This is a genomic window from Paenibacillus ottowii (assembly GCF_050516475.1).
Taxonomy (GTDB): domain Bacteria; phylum Bacillota; class Bacilli; order Paenibacillales; family Paenibacillaceae; genus Paenibacillus; species Paenibacillus ottowii.
In genome coordinates this window covers 2,312,237-2,334,142 of sequence record NZ_CP191577.1, presented here as the reverse complement: position 1 = coordinate 2,334,142, position 21,906 = coordinate 2,312,237, and the positions used below count along the sequence as shown (strand labels likewise).

16 protein-coding genes are annotated in these 21,906 nt (G+C 47.4%); 15 read left to right on the top strand and 1 reads right to left on the bottom strand.

Going from position 1 to position 21,906, the window contains the following annotated elements:
- From ACQQ6X_RS11160 to ACQQ6X_RS11110, 11 genes are all read left to right on the top strand, one after another.
- Complete coding sequence (locus ACQQ6X_RS11160; RefSeq protein WP_305165368.1) at nt 1-2,541, top strand: hypothetical protein; 2,541 nt, start codon at nt 1-3, stop codon at nt 2,539-2,541.
- A 13-nt stretch (nt 2,542-2,554) separates the two neighbouring features.
- Entirely contained in the window at nt 2,555-3,166 is a 612-nt protein-coding gene (locus ACQQ6X_RS11155) for a hypothetical protein (RefSeq protein ID WP_305165367.1), read from the top strand.
- A gap of 58 nt (nt 3,167-3,224) precedes the next feature.
- The gene (locus ACQQ6X_RS11150) at nt 3,225-3,491 is read left to right on the top strand and encodes a hypothetical protein (protein ID WP_305165366.1); all 267 of its coding nucleotides are present in this window, start codon (nt 3,225-3,227) and stop codon (nt 3,489-3,491) included.
- Nucleotides 3,492-3,577: 86 nt separating this feature from the next.
- Entirely contained in the window at nt 3,578-4,024 is a 447-nt protein-coding gene (locus ACQQ6X_RS11145; protein ID WP_305165365.1) for a phage holin family protein, read from the top strand.
- 152 nt (nt 4,025-4,176) lie between these two features.
- Nucleotides 4,177-5,145 (top strand): glycoside hydrolase family 25 protein, encoded by a 969-nt coding sequence (locus ACQQ6X_RS11140; protein ID WP_305165364.1) that lies wholly within the window; start codon nt 4,177-4,179, stop codon nt 5,143-5,145.
- Nucleotides 5,146-5,890: 745 nt separating this feature from the next.
- A complete protein-coding gene (locus tag ACQQ6X_RS11135) occupies nt 5,891-7,546 on the top strand; it encodes an ABC transporter substrate-binding protein (protein ID WP_305165363.1) in 1,656 nt (551 codons plus the stop codon).
- 29 nt (nt 7,547-7,575) lie between these two features.
- On the top strand, nt 7,576-8,580 hold the full coding sequence (locus tag ACQQ6X_RS11130; RefSeq protein WP_149035679.1) for an ABC transporter permease: 1,005 nt from the start codon (nt 7,576-7,578) through the stop codon (nt 8,578-8,580).
- A gap of 35 nt (nt 8,581-8,615) precedes the next feature.
- Complete coding sequence (nikC, locus tag ACQQ6X_RS11125; protein ID WP_305165362.1) at nt 8,616-9,527, top strand: nickel transporter permease; 912 nt, start codon at nt 8,616-8,618, stop codon at nt 9,525-9,527.
- A 211-nt stretch (nt 9,528-9,738) separates the two neighbouring features.
- On the top strand, nt 9,739-11,154 hold the full coding sequence (locus ACQQ6X_RS11120; protein WP_305165361.1) for a deoxyguanosinetriphosphate triphosphohydrolase family protein: 1,416 nt from the start codon (nt 9,739-9,741) through the stop codon (nt 11,152-11,154).
- Between the two features lie 71 nt (nt 11,155-11,225).
- Entirely contained in the window at nt 11,226-12,170 is a 945-nt protein-coding gene (locus ACQQ6X_RS11115; RefSeq protein ID WP_305165360.1) for an MsnO8 family LLM class oxidoreductase, read from the top strand.
- 22 nt (nt 12,171-12,192) lie between these two features.
- Nucleotides 12,193-13,179: an RNA methyltransferase gene (locus ACQQ6X_RS11110; protein ID WP_305165359.1), complete on the top strand. Its 987-nt coding sequence runs from the start codon at nt 12,193-12,195 to the stop codon at nt 13,177-13,179.
- Between the two features lie 4 nt (nt 13,180-13,183).
- Here ACQQ6X_RS11110 and ACQQ6X_RS11105 read toward each other — a convergent pair whose 3' ends face one another.
- Nucleotides 13,184-14,140 carry a D-2-hydroxyacid dehydrogenase gene (locus ACQQ6X_RS11105; protein ID WP_305165358.1) on the bottom strand — a complete coding sequence of 319 codons (957 nt, stop codon included), beginning with the start codon at nt 14,138-14,140 and terminating at the stop codon, nt 13,184-13,186.
- Nucleotides 14,141-14,365: 225 nt separating this feature from the next.
- On the opposite strand from ACQQ6X_RS11105, the gene thpR reads away from it, so the two are divergent.
- From thpR to gltB, 4 genes are all read left to right on the top strand, one after another.
- Complete coding sequence (gene thpR / locus ACQQ6X_RS11100; protein WP_305165357.1) at nt 14,366-14,932, top strand: RNA 2',3'-cyclic phosphodiesterase; 567 nt, start codon at nt 14,366-14,368, stop codon at nt 14,930-14,932.
- A 111-nt stretch (nt 14,933-15,043) separates the two neighbouring features.
- Nucleotides 15,044-15,856 (top strand): cell wall hydrolase, encoded by an 813-nt coding sequence (locus ACQQ6X_RS11095; protein ID WP_305165356.1) that lies wholly within the window; start codon nt 15,044-15,046, stop codon nt 15,854-15,856.
- 166 nt (nt 15,857-16,022) lie between these two features.
- The gene (locus tag ACQQ6X_RS11090; protein ID WP_063207697.1) at nt 16,023-16,706 is read left to right on the top strand and encodes a metal-dependent hydrolase; all 684 of its coding nucleotides are present in this window, start codon (nt 16,023-16,025) and stop codon (nt 16,704-16,706) included.
- Between the two features lie 463 nt (nt 16,707-17,169).
- Nucleotides 17,170-21,768: a glutamate synthase large subunit gene (gene gltB, locus ACQQ6X_RS11085; RefSeq protein WP_305165355.1), complete on the top strand. Its 4,599-nt coding sequence runs from the start codon at nt 17,170-17,172 to the stop codon at nt 21,766-21,768.
- Nucleotides 21,769-21,906 lie beyond the last annotated feature (138 nt).

The following is a 21,906-nucleotide window of genomic DNA, read 5'->3' as shown; positions in this document are numbered from 1 at the left end:
ATGGCAAGCGAAAAAACACCGAATCTTGGTTTAAATCAAATTGACCGCACATCGCCCAAAACGACGTATTTTGATTTGGAAAAGTATTTGGATCAAAACTGGCGGTCTGTTGATGAATTTGCTGGTGGTGTAAATGATAGTGTAAATGAGATTAAGAAGCGCCTGGATACGACGGAACGTAAGGCGGTAACTTTAGAACCCGGAGTACAGATTGTTCATGCGGAAAAGGCTGCGCCATTTTCACTGACGGGGCTAAGCGGACGTACGTTGGTGAATTTGTTGGGGCGGGCAGGCTCTTGTGACCGAATCGACAGCCTTTTAGGTTGGGAAGCTGATCTTGCAGTGGATACATCTAATAAGGCACAGGGTACGGGATCTATCAAGGTTACTGCAAAGAATGCTTCCGGTGTATATAACGTGTATGGTACCGGATTAAAGCTTACTGGTGGAAGATACTATATCGCCCTAGCTGATGTTAAAAACATCAATGCCTCAAATAATATCTATGTAAACTTTTCTACAGGTGGTAATAAGGCGCTCAAACAGTCCAAAGATCAGAGTCGATTTGTAACAATCTATACAAAATGTGCACCGACAAACGATACTACGACGAACTTGGAAGTTGCATCAATTTCAACAGCAACTGGTCAAGCTTTTTATGCAGACGCTATTCGTCTTTATGAGATTAACGCTTCAGATTATGCTGCCTTAGACAGCATGACCGCTGAACAGGTAGTTACCAAATATCCATATGTGGACAGCATAATGCCTGTTCGTAATCCGTATGCGATTAGATATGGGGAGAATATGTTGCCTTCTCTCTTTGAGTGGTCAGCCAAACAGGGAACACCTATTATAGTGGACGAAAAAAGCATTACTGTCACGTTGGATAACAAAATAGTACACACTGTATCGCCGCTAGTGCCCGGACAAAAGTACACTGTATCAGTTCAATCGGGTGGGGCGACTGGAAGGGTTACGGTTACGGACGATCCTGAGTCCGCTATTATAGTTGAGGCAGTAGGTTTGGGGTTGTTAAGCGCCACATTCACAGCAACGAGTCGAGCTGCTAATATCCGATTGCTAGGGACATCATCGACAGCCGTTACCATGACAAAGCCAATGCTCAACATCGGCAGCACAGCTAACGCATTCAAGCCGCGCGAGGATTCCATGTTGGCATTGCAAACAGACCTGTACGCTGATCCAGTTACAGGAGCTAATGCGGATACAGTGTTTGAACGTGATGGTCAATATTTCAAAGTGAAACGGTTTGAAAGCGTCCTGTTAGATGGCAGTAGAATAACTAAAGTGAATAATGTAGTGTCGGGGACAGGCTTCAAAGCCCTTTATCCTGTAGTGTCCGGTGTAAATTATGCGTTTGTCGGCAATGGATCGGCAGTAAAGTTTGACGGTAAGATACTATTGTGGGGTGGTCAAGACACAACAGCCGACAGATGGGGGATAGATGCGACTTCGCCCAATTTTGCAATCTCTGTACCTGTTTCAGACAGTGGATGGGCTGATAGCTACCCACCTACATTAGACGACATCAGAGCCTACTTTTTCGGGTACAAGGCCTATGACGCTAATACCCTAACACCAGCACAAGCACAAGCAGCAACTACGGCAACTTGGAACGGTACGGGTACAAAGTATTGGGTTCAGCGTGTGGGCGCACCTAACTTCACGCAATCCGTACCGCAACAATCCTATGCAGGGTATACGCCGTATCAACTTGTATACCAGCTTGCAACGCCTACCGTGGTGCCTATTGTATCCGAGGGGCAACTATCATTTGTTGAGGGTGACAATCAGGTTGAAGTAGGTACGGGGATTGTATTACGTGAAAACTCTGGCATTAACACAATCGCGGGTGCTTATGCCTATATTAACGCGGAATACCCATTAAAATACAAACCAAGAAATATCGTTGCTGTATACAGGAATGGTAAAAAAGATTCAAGGTGGGAAGTCATTATCAGACCAGGATCAGATGTATTCTCACCAATAGGCGTAGCATTCGCGCGGTTGGTTGTGGGGCTATATGATCCAACGGATAGCTTTTCAACAACCTACTTTATGACAGCTGACTCACCGTCCGCAGCATTCACAGGTAGTTACGCTGCCAATGAAAAGACGCTGCTGACGGACTTGGTGGACAGTGTGCAGGAAAACACAGCGCGTGTGAGTGTACTTGAGAACAAGAAGGCTGACAAAGATAATCCTGCATGGCTTACGCCTACATTGCTTAATGGCTGGACGGGGGATGTGCAGTATTTGCGCTTGTCAGATAACTTAGTACTGTTTAGGGGGGGGATTAGGGAAGGATTTGCTACACCAGGTACGCACCTATTTACTCTGCCTGTAGGATATCGACCTAAAAGCAATATGGAAATAAAGGTACGAACCTCAGACGGAGCTAATGACGCACCTAACTCCACGATTATAATAAATGTATCAGGCAGGGTGGTTACTCAAAATGCTTGGTTTAACAAGGGTGCCTGGTTTGACGGACTGTCATTCCTAGCTGAACAATAAGGAGGTCTAACACATGAAAGCAGTACCTAAAGTAAATACAAACGGCCTCTATCTCGAGGACGAGCTGGTGGACGATGCCTTTATGGGTGTCGCCCCTTTTTATACTCCATCTTCGCCTACGCTATCTGATACAAACCAGCAACTAGACACCCATCGGCTTGCTGACAGTAGCGCCAGTACCACAGATGGAACAAGTTCAGAAAGCATCCCTGCTGGTTATACAGTAGGGATTCCAGTACCATTTGGTCTATACCATCCTCGTTTTGACATCCAAGGTTGGCTGGCCTATGAAGCAGAATACGAAGAAAAACTGTTAGAAGCACAAAAAGCCTATGATCAGTTGAACAACGAATCCCAAGCTTTATTTCAGAAGCAGCATGATGAATGGCAAAACAAACCTGAAAACGAACGTGGAGACGAACCTGTATATTCTGCTCAGACATTCACGGCTCCAGAACGAAGAGACCCAACAATGTTCTGGAGTGAAGGGTTGAGTGAGGAAGCAATTAAGGAACTGGCACAAACATCAGAGCAACAGCCAAGTGAGACAGATCAACTGAAGCAGCGGATTGCAGATCTCGAAGTGACGTTGACCCAGCTCATGCTTAGTAACACTGGAAAATAACGTGTACTGACGATGATATGTAACAACAATCTTTATAAAAAGAGGTGAAGTCATAACCATGGCAGCTTTAACAGAGGCTCAAATACGTATTTGTGCTCATGCTTGCATCACTCGCTATGAGCGGGGTGAGGGCGATATAGCAACAATTATGGGAAGCTACGCTTTAAATGAAGAACAGCGTGAACAAGTAGTGAAGATTATTTTATCCGAGCGTTCTGATCTAATAGCGGGCAACGTAGAAGATTCGCCATCAACCGATGCTCCGAATGAACAGGAAGAAACGGTTAAATGGTATAATTCTATTTTCCGTAAGAAAACAGTATAGAGAACAAAATAAAAATCGTTGTTTTTATGCCCTTGGATCAACCAAGGGCATTCACTTTACACCTAGGTTCAAAAGGGGGAACAAACATGCATGAAAGGATCGATCAGATTTGGCTGGGGTTTTCCACGGGGACCTTGATCGGTTATTTTTTCGGGGGGTGGACCACAATGTTGACGTTGCTGTGGTGGATGGTCGTTATCGACTTTTTCACCGGATGGGCAGCGGCCTGGATCAATGGGGAACTGAAAAGCCGCCAGGGGTATTACGGTATTTTCCGCAAGGTTACCGTGTTTTTGCTCATTACAGTAGCTCATCTAATTGACGGTATTCTCGGGGATGCACATTACTTCCGGGATGCCGTCGTTTTCTTTTATTTAGCGAACGAGCTGTTGTCCATTATAGAAAATGTGGGCAGAATGGGAGTGCCGATGCCGGATATTTTGCGGAATGCGGTAGCCATTTTTGAGTCCAAATCGAGTGGGGAAAAAATAAAGCCAACCGACCCTTCCGACAAAGAAAATAAAGCTTCATAAAGTGCTGACCGTCGCCATTGCAAAAAAAGGAAGATGATCTTCTCGCCTTTTTTCGGCATAAAAGTGGAAAAGCCCATACCGGTTCCATGGTCCAAGCATATATAACAGAGACAGAGTGCTACAACATTATGAATGACAGGGGGGAGCGCCTTATGCAAAGTCGCAGCCCTAACGCGGCCGAAGGCATTGACGTGTCCCGATATCAGGGAACGATTGATTGGAAACGTGTGCGAGCCGATGGCAAATCATTTGCATTTATTAAAGCAAGTCAAGGACAGCGTTACATTGATCCGACATTTATCACGAATGCAAAAGGGATCAGGGCAGCCGGAATTCTACTTGGAGCTTACCATTTTGTAGATGCGACCACTGTAAACGCAGCCAAAGCGGAAGCCAGGCATTTCGCCGAGGTGCTGGATCAGGTAGGGGGTGCGAAAGCGCTAGACTTGCCAGCGGTCATGGATTATGAAAACAATCCGGGAGGGCTTAGCTCAGCTGCAATTCATGAGATTGCACTGGCATTTTTGACGGAATTTGAACGAGTCAGCGGCCGCAAGCCGATGGTATATACGGGCAATGCTTTTGCTGCCCATTTTAAAGCCCCGTTGGGTAGTTATAAGCTATGGATTGCGCGTTACAGTAGTACACGAGTGCCCAGTGATACCACACCATGGAAGAGTTGGGATTTCTGGCAATACAGCGATAGTGGACGGGTTGAAGGCATTCAAGGGCCAGTTGATCTGAATGTATATGCTGGAACAGAGGCTGAGTTACGCCAAGCATTTGCAGGAGAAGAGGGGGAAGAACCCATGACAGCGGAGGAAAAAGCAGCATTTAAGGCCCTGCAGCAGCAGGTGGTCGTCCTTGAAAACAGCAGAGATGTGCTCAAGCAAACATTAAATGAACAGAGTGCTTATATTAAAAAGGTGGATCAGCGAGTAGCTGAACTGGAGGCGCGTCAGGCTATGCCTGTACCGGCCTGGGCCAAGGAAGCGATGGCTGCTGCTGTTGCCGTTAATCCGGCAAGCCCGATTGTGGATACGAAACTGCCAAGCAGTTATGACTTTTATCGTTTGCTGGTCGTGTTGAACCGTCTGGGTGTGTTTAAAACCACCAATTAATTTACTAGAGCGCTTTAAAAGTGTGAATCATTGGGTGAAAATGCAGCATATCTACCAGCCGGATCGAGCTGCGACGACTCCTGTATGTATGTTTGTTTACTTTAGAACATAGCTGGGAGCTGGGATTTAAAGGATGGAAGCGGTGTTGTAAGAGGCAGATTTTACTTATAAAGGGCCTGTGATATTTTTTCATCGTAAAAGGAGTCAGGCCGTGTCTGTAGGTTTAGTGATGAATACTTCTTTGAGAAAGATCAAGCTCCTGCTTGTAGGTTTACGACCACAAGCAGGAGTTTTATTTGATATGAACGTGTAAGTTGATTTGTGATGTTAATTAACATGGTGCATAAAAACATATTATAATGTATGCAAAACCCCCTTGCCTGCTTCCAGATTTTATAGTAAAGTATCCAATAATCAACTATTTTTGAAAGTAGTATTCACTATCTGTAAGTATATATCACACATTCTCCATGATCTAACATAATCCTCCCTTTTATGACATTACATCTATTCAATTTTCCTACTACATCTCTTACACCACTAGATTATGAGTGCTTCTGCCAGTATTTTACGATAAAAGCCTGTCCAGAACCCCCTATACTTTCCCTACTACTACACCTATTTGATGAACTCGGAACTTGGGACTACAGCTTGAGGACAAGCTTGTCATACCAATCCATAGGATTTGGTATTCATCTGGTATCAACGAATTAACAATATATAAGGTGTGAAAGGGGCTTGCTGCATGGGCAAAAAATACGCAAAACACAACATCTGGACGGTACTGCTGGTACTTGCGCTAGGAGCGGTTTTGGTGCTTTCCGGTTGTGGAGAAGCAGGTAAAGGTGCAAAACCAGAGGCGGGAAAATCGCCAGGCGGAGCGGGGAAAGGCGTGCAGGACACGTTAATTTATGGGCGTGGTGGGGATTCCGTGGCACTGGATCCTGCCATTGTAACAGATAGCGAATCCCTAAAGATTGGACATCAGGTATTTGATTCCCTGTTGGAGTACAAGGACGGTACAACCACAGTACAACCCGGATTAGCTGAGAGCTGGGAAGTGTCTCCAGATGGTTTGGTGTATACATTCAAACTGCGGCAGGGTGTAAAATTCCACGACGGGACTGACTTTAATGCGGAGGCGGTCGTGTTTAACTTCGAGCGCTGGGCTAATACGAGAAGTCCCTATAAATATGAGGGAGACTCATTTGACTATTATGACTCCATGTTTGGTTCCGAAAAAAGTCGGGTGATTAAATCGGTCAAGGCAGTAGATGTCAGCACCGTTCAATTTACATTAAATAAACCGCAGGCTCCTTTTCTGCAAAATTTAGCTATGACTTCCTTTGGGATTGCTAGTCCCAAGGCTGTGCAGGAGAAAAAGGCTGATTTCAAGAGCAATCCGGTGGGTACAGGACCGTTTGTATTTAAAGAATGGAAGCGGAATGACTCCATTACACTGGAGAAAAATCCGAATTATTGGAAGAAGGGACAGCCGAAGCTGGCTAAGGTCATTGTGCGCTCTATCCCCGACAATACTGCGCGATATAATGCGCTGCAAAATGGGGAAATTGATCTGATGGAAGATATGAACCCGGATGATGTGAAGCAGTTAGAAGGTAACAGTGAGTTGGTGAAAATTGAACGTCCACCTTTCAATATTGCGTACATTGGGTTTAATTTGAAGAAAAAGACATTCGATAATCCCAAGGTGCGGCAGGCATTGAACCACGCAGTAAACAAGCAAGCTATTATTGATGCATTATTTGCCGGCCAGGCCAAGCCAGCAGTTAATCCGATGCCACCTACGTTATGGGGATACAATGACGGCATTCAGGACTACGCCTATGATCTGAATAAGGCTAAATCTTTGCTGGCAGAAGCGGGTTTCCCTAACGGGCTTCCAGAGCCATTAACCTTCTATGCCATGCCTGTATCTCGTCCATACATGCCTGACGGCAAAAAGGTAGCAGAAGCCATTCAGGCGGATTTTGAGAAAATAGGCGTCAAAGTCAACATTCAATCCCCGGAATGGGCTACGTATCTGGATGATCTTAAGGCTGGAGAGAAGGATGATTTGTACATGCTGGGCTGGAACGGGGACAACGGCGATCCGGATAACTTCCTGTACACCCTATTGGACAAGGATACAATTCCAGGTAATAACCGCAGTTTTTATGCGAACGAGGAACTGCATAAAATTCTAGTAAAAGCTCAAACGGAAGTAGATCAGGACAAACGTACTGAGCTGTACAAGCAAGCGCAGGAAATCATCAAAAAAGATGCGCCCTGGATTCCACTGGTACACACGACACCTTTAATGGCAGGGAAAACTAATCTTAAAGGGTTTGTTCCTTCTCCAACAGGCACCGAATCGTACAGTAATATTTATTTTGAATAGCCTAAACGCAAGCAGGCGGTGAATAGTATATGAACTCATATATTGTAAAAAGGCTGGCTATATTGATTCCAGTATTGCTGGGTATGACGCTTATCGTGTTTTCGATTATTCATGCTATTCCCGGTGATCCGGCGGAAACGATACTGGGGGATAAGGCCACGGAGCAGTCCAAGCAGGCGCTGCGCGAGCAATTAGGGCTGGATAAGCCGTGGTTACAGCAGTATGGGACCTATCTAAGTGAGCTGGCACGAGGGGACTTGGGTGATTCCATTCGCACCAGGCAGCCGATTGCCCGGGAAATGGTCCCTTATCTGGCGGCTACGCTGGAGTTGACGGTAGCAAGCATGTTTTTTGCCGTTGTCGTGGGTATGAATGCAGGGATTGTGAGTGCCTGGAAGCGAAATTCCTGGTTTGACTACGTCAGTATGGTGATTGCCCTGGTCGGAGTATCGATGCCGATTTTTTGGCTGGGCTTGATGGAGCAGTGGATCTTTGCTAATAAGCTGCATTGGCTCCCTTCCATCGGACGCATGAATTCCCGTGATCCAGTGGAAGCTGTGACGCATTTAGCGGTGATTGATGCGTTCATAGGTGGACGTATGGACCAAGTGTGGACCGTCATCAAGCATTTGATCCTGCCCAGTATCGCACTGGGCACGATTCCAATGGCGGTCATAGCGCGTATTACCCGTTCCAGCATGCTGGAGGTGATGGATGCGGACTATATCCGCACCGCTCGGGCGAAGGGGCTGGCATCTTTTCAAGTCGTGTACAAACATGCGCTTAAAAATGCCGCTATCCCCGTACTTACTGTCATCGGTCTTCAGACCGGCTCTCTACTAGGGGGCGCCGTACTGACAGAGACCATATTTGCCTGGCCCGGCATTGGACGGTACATTTTTGAAGCGATCAGCTCACGGGACTATCCGGTTATCCAAAGCGGAATTTTGATCATTGCGTTCCTGTTCGTCATCATTAATCTGATTGTCGATTTGCTGTATGCCGTTCTCGACCGGCGTATCCATTATCATTAATCAAGTCGTCAATGGGTCAGAGGGGAGGTTGTCCGATGTCACAATTTTCAATGCAACCCAATAACATACCGGCGACACGCAGTCCATTGGCGTATTCGCCTGTCGTGTCAGGTCCTTGGAGAGATGCATGGAGAGCTTTTCGCCACAACAAGATGGCTTTAGTCGGTCTGGGCATTATTATCTTCTTTGTCATCATTGCTTTGATCGCGCCCTGGATTGCTCCTTTTGACTATAAAGAGCAAAATTTGGTGAGCCGCTTGCAGTCTCCTTCCGTAGAGCATTGGTTCGGTACCGATGATCTTGGTCGAGATTTACTGACCCGTACGCTGTATGGCGCCAGAATCTCGTTATGGGTCGGTCTCTTGTCCGTTATTGGTTCAATGATTGTAGGAACTGCTCTGGGATTAATCGCGGGTTTTTACGGGAAATGGGCTGATATGATCATCTCACGCCTATTCGACATCTTGCTGGCGTTTCCGGGTATTTTGCTGGCAATTGCTATTGTAGCGATTCTCGGGCCTTCGTTGGAAAATGCATTATACGCCATTGCCATTGTCAATGTGCCTACGTATGGACGTTTGGTTCGCTCCAAGGTGCTGAGTGTTAAAACGGAGGAGTATATTACTTCTGCGCGGGCGCTTGGGGCTAATAATCGGCGCATCATACTCCGTTATATTCTGCCTAATAGCCTGACACCGATCATCGTACAGGGAACATTGGGGATTGGAACGGCCATCATTGAAGCAGCAGCACTCGGATTTCTCGGCTTGGGTGCACAACCTCCTGAGCCTGAGTGGGGTAAAATGTTGTCCGATTCGCGGCAATATATCCAAAATGCGCCGTGGACGGTTATTTTTCCGGGTATATCCATTATGCTGACTGTTTTGGGCTTTAACCTAATGGGGGATGGCCTGCGGGATGTTTTGGACCCGAAAGCAAAGCATTAGAACTTGGTTTCGTTTTCTGAGGTGTTCCCTGGCCTGAATATGCGGCTGGAGGGACACCTTTTTATTATGATATTTCTCGTTGTTTCGGCAAATCACCCGTCTGTGCAATGGCGCCAAAAATAACTTTTCATTGCTGAAAGTCATGTAAACTTTCCTGAGGCGTGAAAAAAATGTATAATCACTCCAATTGAGTACGTAGGGAGTGGGCTTTATGACATGGCAAAACAAGAGAGAACATCGGCAATTTGCGGAGCAGACACGAAGCGACGCTTCACGGGCAGCATATGAACGGGATTATTCCCGATTGATTCATTCACCGACTTTTCGTCGGTTGCAGGGTAAATCACAAGTATTTGGCGCAGGTACAGGCGACTATTATCGCACACGGCTGACACACTCTTTGGAGGTAGCGCAAATTGCGCGTGAGGCAGCACGAAGCTTGCTGCGCCGTCATCCAGAGGTAGAGTTGGAACAGGCGGATAACGCAGGACTGATCATTGACCCTGAGGTGGTGGAGTGTGCGTCGATCGCACATGACTTTGGACATCCACCGTTCGGGCACAAGGGAGAAGAGGTACTGGACGGGATTTTGGATCAACTGATTGAGACAAAGGTCGAAAAGATATCCGCAGCTGGCGGCTTTACGCCAGAGTCCAAGCGTGGACTTGAGGCCTATGCGCGTGAGCGACAAATTTATGAGCATTTTGAAGGGAATGCGCACAATTTTCGGCTGATTATGTTTTTGGAGAAGCGTGAAAATGTGGATGGTTTGAATTTGTCGGACGCGGTGCTGCTCGGAATCAACAAATACCCGTATCCAGGAATTTTGAACAAAAAAGGGTTGTATCTGCATGAGTGGGAATATATACGTTCGATCCGTGAGGATTGGGGCATTCCTGAGGGTAAAAAAACGCTGGAGGCCCAGCTTATGGACCTGTGCGACGATATTGCTTATTCAGCGCATGATCTGGAGGATGGGATTAAGGCAGGGAAAATTGAAGTACACGAGCATTTCTTATATGACCCATATTTAATTCGTCTGATTACGGAGAAGATCACTACGCTGGAGGATAGCTTCTGGCAAGGCTGGCAACTGGCTGAGATTGAACAGAAGGTAGCAGCAGTGCTGAGCGAATTTTTGAAGGTGTGGAATGGCAAGATGCCGATCTGCGAACACGACTATTCTCGCACCCGCCGTGAGGTGAAGGCATACTGGGTCAGTCTGTTTGTCAGCAGTTTAGGTGTAATTGATGATGGAAACTGGAAAAAGGTAACCTTTGTACGGGATGGAAGCGAGGATTTGGATATGCTGCGTACGGTGAGTGTGTTAAAAAGCTTCGCTTGGGTCACCATGATCCGCGATCTGCGCGTGCAGCGTCTGCAAAAACGCAGTGAATGGATGCTCAGACGGTTATGGCTGGCTTTCCTGGACCCTGAAACATCCAAGTCTATTATTCCAACCGATTGGCTCCAGCGCTATGAGCGCGACCAAGCCAAGGCAAAACCGATCTGGACATGGGAGCATATGGTCATTGATTATATTGCAGGCATGACCGATGCTTTTGCTGAAAAAATTTATAATGAGTTATATGGTCTGAAGGTGGGTTCCATTTATGACCTGGACTAACACTTTTATTTAACCCTATATAGTAGAAGAAACTTGTTGAGAATGGATAGAAGTGAGGGGGGAAGGCGTAGATGCAACCTCAATCTTTAGCTATTAAATCGTTGAATCTCGGTGTACTTGATATGGTACCACTGCTGCCCGGCAACCGCCCGGAGCAAGCGGTTCGATGGGCAGCGGAGTTGGCGAGACAGGCGGAAGCGTGGGGATATACACGCTATTGGACCTCCGAGCATCATGATATGGAGGGGCTGGCTTCCTCCAGTCCAGAAGTACTGCTGTCTCATATCGGGGCAGTGACGAGGACAATCCAGTTGGGGGCGGGTGCTATTTTGCTCCCGCATTATAGTCCAGTCAAGGTCGCCGAATGGTTTCATCTGCTGGCCGCTTTATATCCGGGCAGAGTCGAATTAGGTTTGGGGAGGGCCCCTGGCGGGGGACCTCATGCTTCGATGGCTCTAAGCGGCAATTTTCTCCAACATGTGACCGAGCTGCCACAGAAGATGGAAGCTCTATTGGCTTTATTGGAAGGCACATATGAATATGAGCAGACCCCTGTGGTTGCCCGTCCAATGCCAGAACAGCCGCCAGCACTGTGGATGCTGGGTACCAACCGAAAAAGTGCCGAATATGCTGCAAGGTATTCAATAGGCTATGTATTTGGCCAATTTATGAGTGAGCAGCAAATGGAAGAAGTGCTAAGCATTTACCGCTCCCACTTTCAGCCATCCACCCCGATGGACAAGCCGCGTACTATGGTTGCTGTAGGAGCAGTATGTGCTTTGACGGATGAGTTGGCGCAGCAATGGGCTGCTCAGATTTCATTAGGCGATCCGGCGATACGAGCCAGTTGGCTGGTGGGGACACCAGCGGTTATTGCTGATCAGTTGCGTAGTTTGCAGATCAAATATGATAATAATGAGTTTCTACTGGTCACACCCATTCCCGATTATGAGCAGCGGCTTCTTTCCTACCGACTAATAGCGGAGGCTGTGAATTCCAGTCTGGATTCCAAATGAAATGATGAAAAGAGATTCTAACATGAATAAACACAAAACGAATATGAGTGAAATGAAATCAAGCTACATCTATATCTATGCGTGTCATGAAACCGAGCGTGAGCTGTGTCTTTTGGAACTAAAATGCTTATTTGGTCAGGAGCCCATGCATAGTTCCATGCTGTTGTCCCATCTTCGGCTGGAGCCGGGAGTCAGCCCGTTTATCCATCTTCGTCTGGATATCATCATCAATGCGGACACGCTGGAGGAACTATGTGAAGCGGCTTCCATGTTACAGCTGGAGCAAGGAAAGACCTTCAAGGTGCTATGCTTAAAAGAAGGGGACAATGAGGCCGACTATGATGAACGACGCGGAATAGAACGCCGGATTGGCGCACGTATTCAGGGGCAGGCGCAAATGAAGACACCGGATGTCACTCTTGGGGTTATACGGGTAGGAGAACGATGGCTAATGGGTATGTGCGAGTATAGCGACAGATCGTGGCAGGAACGTCGTCAGAAGCCGCAAAATTATTCTACTGGACTCCCCGTTTTGGTAGCTAGAACACTTGTGAATTTGGCAGCAACGGATCTAACTGCCTCTAAGGGAAAATCAAGGCCCTTAAAACTGCTGGACCCATGTTGTGGTATGGGCAATGTAATAATTGAGGCATTGAGTATGGGCAAGGATATTCGCGGCTGTGATATCAACCCGTTGGCGGTACGTGGGGCACGTGTGAATTTACGTCATTTTGGATATGAAAAGAATCTGGTGAAGCTCGGAGATATGAATATGCTCACAGGTACTTACGATGCAGCTATATTGGATATGCCCTATAACCTGTGCTCCGTGCTCCCTTCTGACGAACAAAAAAGGATGCTGCGCAGTCTGCGACGTCTGGCCGCGCGGGCAGTGATCGTGAGCACGGAGCCGATGGCAACATTGCTATCCGAGTCAGGCTGGACCGTTACGGAGCAATGCCGCATCCATAAGACAGGTATGAGTCGGGAAATCTGGATCTGTGAGTAGGTTGTTAATACTGAGTTTTGTAGTTAACCAAATTCAGCGGCAGCTTTTGACCCGTAGCATAGGCTTTTAAATTAGCAAGAAAAATGTCCACCGCTCGTTCAGCATATCGATCTGTATCCCCTGCAATATGCGGCGTAATTAGCACATGCTTCAGGCTCCATAGTGGATGTGACGCAGGTAGCGGTTCTTCCTCGAATACATCCAGCCCGGCAAAGGCAATATGTTTCTGCTCCAGTGAACGTACCAGGGCATCTGTATGAACAGTCTTGCCGCGACCGACATTAATGAAGAAGGCTCCTTTACGCATAGCTGCAAATGCTTTTTCGTCAAAAAAGTGATGGGTCTCTTCTGTGAATGGCAAAATATTTACCACAATATCTGCAACGCCCAATGCTTCATGCAATTGTTCGTTGGTGTACATGTGTTCTACATGGGGAGCTTCCTTGCCAGAACGGCGAACCCCGATCACGCGCATGCCGAAGGCTTCTGCAATCCGGGCGGTTTCACGGCCGATTTCGCCAACGCCTGTAATCAGCAGCGTTTTACCACGTAATTCCGTCAGTTGACCTTCCGGTGGCTGCCATGTTTTCTGACGCTGTAAGAGAGCTGCTTGCTGTAAATAACGGGTATGCGATAGCAGCATTCCAAAGATCTGCTCCGTGATTGGAATCGCATGCACACCGCTCGTATTCGTGAGTGCAATGTCGCGCTTTTCCAGTTCGGTAAGCGGCAGCTTATCAATCCCAGCCGACCAGGTTTGTATCCATCTCAGTTTGCTGTCTGGATGTAATGCCTCCTCGGCAATATGCTTGGACCAGCCTAAAATAACCTCGGCCTCACGGATTTGTTCAGACTCCAATTCCTGGGCTTTGCTAATAATCAGCTCGTAGCCTGGAGCCGCTGCACGAACCTGTTTTTTTTGATCTTCCGTCAGCTGATGTAAACTTAAAATGCTTCCCATGATTCATTGCCTCCTTGATGTTTGATTCTTTGGAGTTTCCAATATATTCTGGCGAACCATCCCTTCAAGGATAACAGATTGCCGGAAAATTTGCATAAAATGGGTAGAAACAAGCTTGTGGTGTCATCATATATAACAACAAGTGGCTTTACCCTGATTAGGGACCAACCAAACAGCTATTTTTTGGGATATCCACGGATATTCATAAGAAAGGAGAAGAGGTTGATGAAAAATGAATCGCAAAGGCTTTTTACAGCGATAGCTTTGCCGAACGAGCACAAGAAGAAGTTACGTCATTGGGTGGAGCAGGATTTAAATCATTTGTCTTTTCGCAAATGGAGTGACTTCAGAGATTACCACGTGACCCTACAGTTTCTGGGTGATGTGGCGACCTCGGTTATTCCACAACTTGAGCAGGCCCTAGCTCATGCTGCGGCTGAGCATCGTCCGTTCACGCTCGGCATAGGTGAGGCAGGCTTTTTTGGACGTGAACAATTTCCGCGTGTACTGTGGAGAGGAGTGACCGGGCAGCGAGAATCGCTAGATCAGCTATTCCAATCCATACTTCGGGCTACCAAACCGCTAGGGTTTAAACCCGAGGAAAGACCTTATCGACCCCATATTACCGTAGCGCGTTCGTATACAGGAGAAGAGCCTGTTTCAGCGTCAGTGTGGCAGTCAAATGACCGAGGCGGCGAGCCATGGGAAGTGGGGGAATTTGTGTTATATGCAACACGAATGGGGCAAAAACCAATGTACCAAATAATTCAAACATTCCCATTAATGAGGTGAAACCCTTGATCTATCAGCGATTTTAGTGATATAGTGTTTCAGCGTTATTCAAAAAGCGCATTTTGGGTTACATATCAGAGGAATGTGCTTAAAGTTAACGGGAGGAACATTATGGAAATTATTAAAGAACATCGTTGGTTTGCACCTCTTTTGAGTGTGCTGCTTGTTTGTATATTGGGGATAGGCCTCTACGCTGAGGTTGAGCAAACACAGAATAATCATAAAAATGCACCTATGAAATCTCTGAGTTGGTCAGGGAACACTTCAGTTCCTACATATGGCGACAGGATGGGGACCCGTAACGGGTCAAACAGGACAAGCCCCATCTTTGTCGCTGCTCATGGGCAGCCAAGCTGGAAAGAAATCATGCCGACTCCGTTACCCGCTTCCCAGATGAAGCAGGTGGAACAAGCTCGGAATAACGCTGTTACAGGCAAGAAAAAGCCTGAGGTCCAGCATAGCAAGTCCGCAATCCTAACCCCTCCTACAACCATCTACTTTACGAAGACAAAAATGCTCACTCAGAACGACAAGGCGTTGTCTACCTGGAGCTATCCTGTCTCCGCTAAAGAACTGCTCCTGCTGCAAAAAATAGTGATGGCAGAAGCAGAAGGCGAACCGTACGAAGGCAAAGTGGCAGTTGCCAACGTTGTCTTAAACCGGCTGCGGTCAGCCTCATTTCCCGATACGATTCAGGCAGTGATTTATCAAAAAGCGCAATTTAGTCCGGTTGCGAACGGGCGTCTTCGTCGTGTTCAGCCTAATCAGGACAGCATCCGTGCAGTTACAGCTGCTTTGAATGGCCATAAAGCCGTGCCTGATAACACCTGTTTTTTCCTTTCGCTTACGTTGGCCCAGGACCTTACGGTTCATCATTCGCGTACCAAGGTAAAAACAATCGGTCATCATACCTTTTATAAATGAGTATTTTGCATAAATCCCAAAAGCGACAAATAACAGCCCTTTCTAAACAACGGGTTCAGCTTCGTGAACGTATTTAGTGTGTGCGTGAAGCTGGCATGCAAAATAGGTATAATAGGTAAAGGAAGATAATCTTAATATTGAAAGTGACAAAGGAGGCGTAAATGTTATGAAAATCACATATTATGGACATTCAGTTGTTTTGGTGGAGGCAGAGGGAAAACGGATTATTATCGATCCTTTTTTGACAGGTAATCCTAAAGCAACCGTACAGGCCGAAGATATTCAGGTCGATGCAGTGTTGTTGACACACGGTCATGCCGATCATTTTGGGGATGCAGTTGACATTGCCAAGCGCAATGATTGCCCTGTGATTGCGGTGGCGGAACTGGCTGAATATTGTTCATCTTTGGGGACCAAAGCTCACGGTATGAATCTGGGTGGTGGCCACCAATTTGACGGTTTTCATGTGAAATTTACGCTGGCGTTCCACAGCTCCTCTTTGACAGTGAATGGACAGACGATCTACATGGGAGAGCCAGCAGGGATTTTATTGACCATGGGAGGCAAAACATTTTTCCATGCAGGGGATACTGGCTTGTTTGGCGATATGCGTCTTATCGGGGAAACCAACTCCATTGATGCCGCAGTATTGCCGATCGGTGATGGTTATACAATGGGACCAGAGGATGCCTTATTGGCAGCGAAATGGCTGCGGGCAAGCCGCGTGATACCGGTGCATTACAATACTTTCCCCGGTATAGAGCAGGATGGAGATGGCTTCTGTGACCGTCTTCATAAAGAAGGTATTGAAGGGAAAGCATTGAAGCCAGGCGAAAGTCTCGAATTTTAATACGAATTGTCAATTTGCAGGCATACACTTGATGGACCGTAGGTTCATCAAATCTCCTTTGTCAGCCTTTTCTGTTCCTTGGAGGGATAGAAAAGGCTGATTTTTTTAATGAATATTTATACATAAAAATGATATATTTTTGCATTGGTACGTTGCTGCTGTAATGTAAAAGATTTATTATCACAACCATAAAAACTTTGAATTGCTAACACTATAGGTCAATGATAAAATGATAGAACTAATTAGATTCATCAGTGGAATCGACGTGTTTTTCAAGTCAAGCCATTGCATAATTATTGAAAAACATGCGTATTCGGCGGACCGTACCGCCTTGAACACGTCTTATGTTTTTGTCCCCCATTCCTCGTAGTTGTTCTTTGTTTTACCTCTTGTTGCCACTGTCTTCTATTCGGCCGCCTGTACTTCAGGCCAGCATGACTTTATAACAGAAAGGTTGCGTTCCATGAGACAGACAGGTTTACCACCCAAACAGGGACTATATGATCCCCAATTCGAAAAAGATGCCTGCGGCATGGGCTTTGTTGCCCACATCAAGGGAAAACCATCGCACGATATTGTCAGTCAGGCTTTGACCATGCTCGTAAATATGGAGCATCGAGGCGGTCAGGGAAGTGAACCAAACTCCGGTGACGGAGCAGGGATCATGATTCAGGTTCCTCATCTGTTTTTTCAAGAGGAAGCGGAGCGATTGGGCTTCAAATTGCCAAAGGCCGGACATTACGGCGTGGGTATGCTTTTTGTATCCAATGATCCAAAAGTTCGTGAAATGCATGAGCAGAAGCTTAGAGACATCATTATGGACGAAGGTCAAAACTGTTTGGGCTTCCGCGATGTTCCTACCTATGACGAAATGCTGGGTAAATCGGCCAAAGCAGCCAAACCTGGCGTGCGTCAGGTATTCATCGGCCGCAGTAGCGATTTGAAGAAAGAACTGGACTTTGAACGAAAACTGTATGTCATTCGTAAACGTGCAGAGCTTGCTATTCGCTATAACCAAGAGGATCAGAATGGTGAGTCGTTCTATATTCCAAGTTTGTCCTGTCGCAAGGTTGTATACAAAGGAATGCTGACAACGGAGCAGGTAGGGCAATTTTATTTGGATTTGCAGGATGAGCGGGTGACATCGGCGATCGCGCTGGTCCATTCCCGTTTTAGCACGAATACGTTCCCGAGCTGGGATCGTGCGCATCCTTATCGTTTTATGATTCACAACGGTGAAATTAATACCATGCGCGGCAATGTAAACTGGATGCATGCACGTCAGACACAGTTTGAAAGCGAAGCGTTTGGCAGCGACATCAAGAAGGTTAAACCAGTCATCAACCCAGATGGCTCGGATACAGCCATGTTTGATAATACGCTGGAGTTTCTGTATCTGAGCGGACGTTCGCTTCCTCATGTAGCCATGATGATGGTGCCTGAGCCGTGGAACAAGCATGAAACTATGGACCCGAAGAAGCGGGCATTTTATGAATATCACAGCACTTTGATGGAGCCGTGGGACGGACCTGCTGCGATGGCGTTTACAGACGGTATCCAAATCGGGGCCATTCTCGACCGCAACGGTCTGCGTCCTGCACGTTACTATGTGACCAAGGATGATCTGATTGCACTGTCATCTGAGGCGGGCGTATTGGATATTGCTCCTGAAAATGTGCTTTATAAGGATCGTCTCCGTCCAGGGCGTATGCTGCTGGTGGATACCCAAGAAGGCCGCATCGTTTCTGATGAAGAGTTAAAGGAACGTATCGCATCCGAAGAACCTTATCAGCAGTGGCTGGATGAGCATTTGATTGATCTGGATGATCTGCCTGAAGCACTGGAGCAGCCAGAGCCGAAACATGAAAATGTAAATCAGCTGCAGCTCGCATTTGGTTACACGTTTGAAGAACTGCGCAAACTTCTGGAGCCGATGGCGCTTACAGGTGCGGAACCGATTGGCTCAATGGGGTACGATGCTCCACTGGCGGTATTATCTGACCGTCCGCAACGTTTGTACAATTACTTTAAACAAATGTTTGCTCAAGTTACCAACCCGCCGATTGATGCTATTCGTGAAGAGATCGTAACGTCCACTGCAACGACGATTGGACCAGAGCGCAATTTACTGCACCCAGAACCGGAGAGCTGTCGTCAGATTCGGTTGGATTCGCCGGTGTTGTCGAATGAAGAGTTTGCCAAAATTCGTCACGTACACCGTCCTGGCTTCAAATCGATGACCATTCCGATCTTCTTTGAAGCTAAGAAAGGTGCTGAGGGCTTATACCAAGCACTGGAAGGACTGTTTGAGGCAGCCGACCGTGTCATTGACAAAGGTCATAATATTCTGATTTTGTCTGACCGTGGAGTGGATGCGGAAAATGCAGCCATTCCGGCGTTGCTGGCTGTTTCCAGCCTGCATCACCATCTGATTAAGCAGGGTACACGCACACGTGTGAGCATTTTGCTGGAATCCGGTGAGCCAAGGGATATTCACCATTATGCGGTGCTCCTGGGCTACGGTGTGAGCGCGGTTAATCCGTATCTGGCGTTTGAAACGCTGGATGTTATGATTCAACAGGGCTTGCTGCGCGGTATCTCACACGAAAAGGCAGTTAAAAATTATATTAAAGCGGCCACCAAGGGTGTCGTTAAAATATTGTCCAAAATGGGAATTTCCACGATTCAATCCTACCGTGGAGCGCAAATTTTCGAGGCTGTAGGTCTGAAACAGGATTTTGTTGACCGTTATTTCACCTGGACCCCTTCCCGTATCGGCGGTATTGGTCTGGAGGAAGTGACAATGGAAGCGCTGGCCCACCATAACCGTGCTTTCACGGATAAGGACGGCAACGACAAGGTGCTTGATTCGGGCGGTGAATACCAATGGCGTAACGATGGAGAAGAGCATTTGTTTAACCCGCAAACAGTGCATTTGCTCCAGCAGGCGGTACGCTCGGGAGACTACGAGCTTTACAAGAAGTACGCCAAGCTGGTACAGGGTGAATCTGAACAGTATTTGACGATTCGCTCCATGCTTCAATTGAAGCCTGCTGGTGAGCCTGTGCCACTGGATGAAGTGGAATCTGCTGCATCGATTATGCGCCGCTTTAAAACGGGGGCTATGTCTTTCGGCTCTATTAGCCAGGAAGCGCATGAAGATTTGGCGATTGCGATGAATCGAATCGGCGGCAAGAGCAACACGGGCGAGGGCGGGGAGAACCCTGCGCGTTTCATCCCGGATGCTAATGGTGATTCACGCCGCAGTTCGATCAAGCAGGTGGCCTCTGGCCGATTTGGTGTAACGTCGAACTACCTGGTGAATGCCGACGAAATTCAGATCAAAATGGCGCAAGGCGCGAAGCCGGGCGAAGGTGGGCAACTGCCAGGACGCAAGGTGTATCCTTGGGTCGCCGAGGTACGTGGTTCAACGCCGGGAGTAGGCCTGATTTCGCCACCGCCGCATCATGATATTTATTCTATCGAGGATTTGGCAGAGCTCATCTACGATCTCAAAAACGCCAATCCACGTGCTGACATTAACGTAAAGCTGGTATCAGAGGTAGGCGTAGGCACCATTGCTACAGGGGTAGCCAAAGGCCGTGCTGACATTATTCTGGTCAGCGGTTATGACGGTGGTACAGGCGCTTCTCCGCAAGGCTCCATCCGCCATGCGGGTATGCCTTGGGAGCTGGGGCTGGCTGAGACGCATCAGACGCTTATGCTGAACAACCTACGCGACCGCGTGGTATTGGAGACAGATGGCAAAATGCTGTCTGGACGTGATTTGGTCGTAGCTGCCCTGTTGGGTGCGGAAGAATACGGCTTTTCCACAGCGCCGCTCGTGGCGTTAGGCTGTATTATGATGCGGGTATGCCAAATGGATACCTGCCCGGTTGGTGTGGCTACGCAAAATCCGGAGCTGCGCAAAAATTATATGGGTGACCCTGCCCATGTGGTGAATTTTATGCGCTTCATCGCAGAAGATGTGCGTGAAATTATGGCAGAGCTGGGATTCCGTACGATTCAAGAAATGATTGGTCGTTCGGATTGCCTGGATACTGTGAATGCTGATTCACACTGGAAGAAGAAAGGCGTAGACCTGAGCTTGCTGCTGCATGCTCCTGAGCTGGAAGACGGAAGTGTACGTTACCGTGTACAGCGCCAAAACCACGGACTGGAAGAAACACTAGATATGCTGAAGCTTGTACCGATGGCTGCGGAAGCACTGGAGAGCGGAACGCCTGTTGAGGGGACCTTGCCTATTACCAACGTAAATCGTGCAGTAGGTACGATTCTGGGCAGCGAGGTCACACGTAAGTATGGGGCGGCAGGTCTGCCTGAGGATACGATTCGCTTTAACTTTATTGGATCGGCAGGTCAAAGCTTCGGGGCCTTTATTCCGAAAGGCATCACGCTGAGCGTGGAAGGCGATAGCAATGACTATGTTGGTAAAGGTCTATCTGGCGGTAAAGTTATTGTAAAGAAATCTCCCAAAGCGACCTTTAAGGCAGAAGAGAACATCATTATCGGAAATACAGCCTTGTATGGAGCGACCAGCGGTGAAGCTTACATTAACGGAATCGCAGGCGAGCGCTTTGCCGTTCGTAACTCCGGCGCACGTATTGTTGTTGAGGGCGTTGGTGATCACGGCTGCGAATACATGACGGGCGGACGTGTAGCTGTACTGGGTGGAACCGGACGGAACTTTGGAGCCGGGATGTCGGGAGGTATTGCATACGTCTATGATCCAGAGGGAACGTTCCTAAGCCGTTGTAATCTGGAAATGGTGTTGCTGGAAGATGTGGAAGACCCTGCGGAAGAAGCGGAATTGCGCGGCATGATTCAGCGCCATGTTACTTACACAGGTAGTGAAGCTGGTCAACGTATTTTGGATGAATGGCAGACTGCGATTCATCAATTTGTACGGGTGATTCCAAAGGATTACAAGCGTATGGTTGAACAGATCCAAAAAGAAGAGGCGACCGGTTTGAGCGGAGATGAAGCTCTACTGGCAGCGTTTGAAGCCAATATGCGTGAATTGGCGCGTACCGGGGGCTAAAAGGTAGACCGCCAAATTCACTAAAAAGGACTTGTTGAATACCGCTGTTATAGTCACGGCGGTACCAGCAAGTCCTTTTTTCAGGTTGATCAAAAAAATGTGATTTATCACCTTGACAAACGTCATGAATTCTGACAT

Bases quoted from the DNA above. Each gene is read 5' to 3' on its own strand.
- thpR (WP_305165357.1), top strand. From the start codon at position 14,366: ATGAAAAATGAATCGCAAAGGCTTTTTACAGCGATAGCTTTGCCGAAC.
- ACQQ6X_RS11105 (WP_305165358.1), bottom strand. From the start codon at position 14,140: ATGGGAAGCATTTTAAGTTTACATCAGCTGACGGAAGATCAAAAAAAA.
- ACQQ6X_RS11130 (WP_149035679.1), top strand. From the start codon at position 7,576: ATGAACTCATATATTGTAAAAAGGCTGGCTATATTGATTCCAGTATTG.
- ACQQ6X_RS11150 (WP_305165366.1), top strand. From the start codon at position 3,225: ATGGCAGCTTTAACAGAGGCTCAAATACGTATTTGTGCTCATGCTTGC.
- ACQQ6X_RS11155 (WP_305165367.1), top strand. From the start codon at position 2,555: ATGAAAGCAGTACCTAAAGTAAATACAAACGGCCTCTATCTCGAGGAC.
- ACQQ6X_RS11160 (WP_305165368.1), top strand. From the start codon at position 1: ATGGCAAGCGAAAAAACACCGAATCTTGGTTTAAATCAAATTGACCGC.
- ACQQ6X_RS11115 (WP_305165360.1), top strand. From the start codon at position 11,226: ATGCAACCTCAATCTTTAGCTATTAAATCGTTGAATCTCGGTGTACTT.
- nikC (WP_305165362.1), top strand. From the start codon at position 8,616: ATGTCACAATTTTCAATGCAACCCAATAACATACCGGCGACACGCAGT.
- ACQQ6X_RS11135 (WP_305165363.1), top strand. From the start codon at position 5,891: ATGGGCAAAAAATACGCAAAACACAACATCTGGACGGTACTGCTGGTA.
- gltB (WP_305165355.1), top strand. From the start codon at position 17,170: ATGAGACAGACAGGTTTACCACCCAAACAGGGACTATATGATCCCCAA.
- ACQQ6X_RS11090 (WP_063207697.1), top strand. From the start codon at position 16,023: ATGAAAATCACATATTATGGACATTCAGTTGTTTTGGTGGAGGCAGAG.
- ACQQ6X_RS11140 (WP_305165364.1), top strand. From the start codon at position 4,177: ATGCAAAGTCGCAGCCCTAACGCGGCCGAAGGCATTGACGTGTCCCGA.
- ACQQ6X_RS11110 (WP_305165359.1), top strand. From the start codon at position 12,193: ATGAATAAACACAAAACGAATATGAGTGAAATGAAATCAAGCTACATC.
- ACQQ6X_RS11120 (WP_305165361.1), top strand. From the start codon at position 9,739: ATGACATGGCAAAACAAGAGAGAACATCGGCAATTTGCGGAGCAGACA.
- ACQQ6X_RS11095 (WP_305165356.1), top strand. From the start codon at position 15,044: ATGGAAATTATTAAAGAACATCGTTGGTTTGCACCTCTTTTGAGTGTG.
- ACQQ6X_RS11145 (WP_305165365.1), top strand. From the start codon at position 3,578: ATGCATGAAAGGATCGATCAGATTTGGCTGGGGTTTTCCACGGGGACC.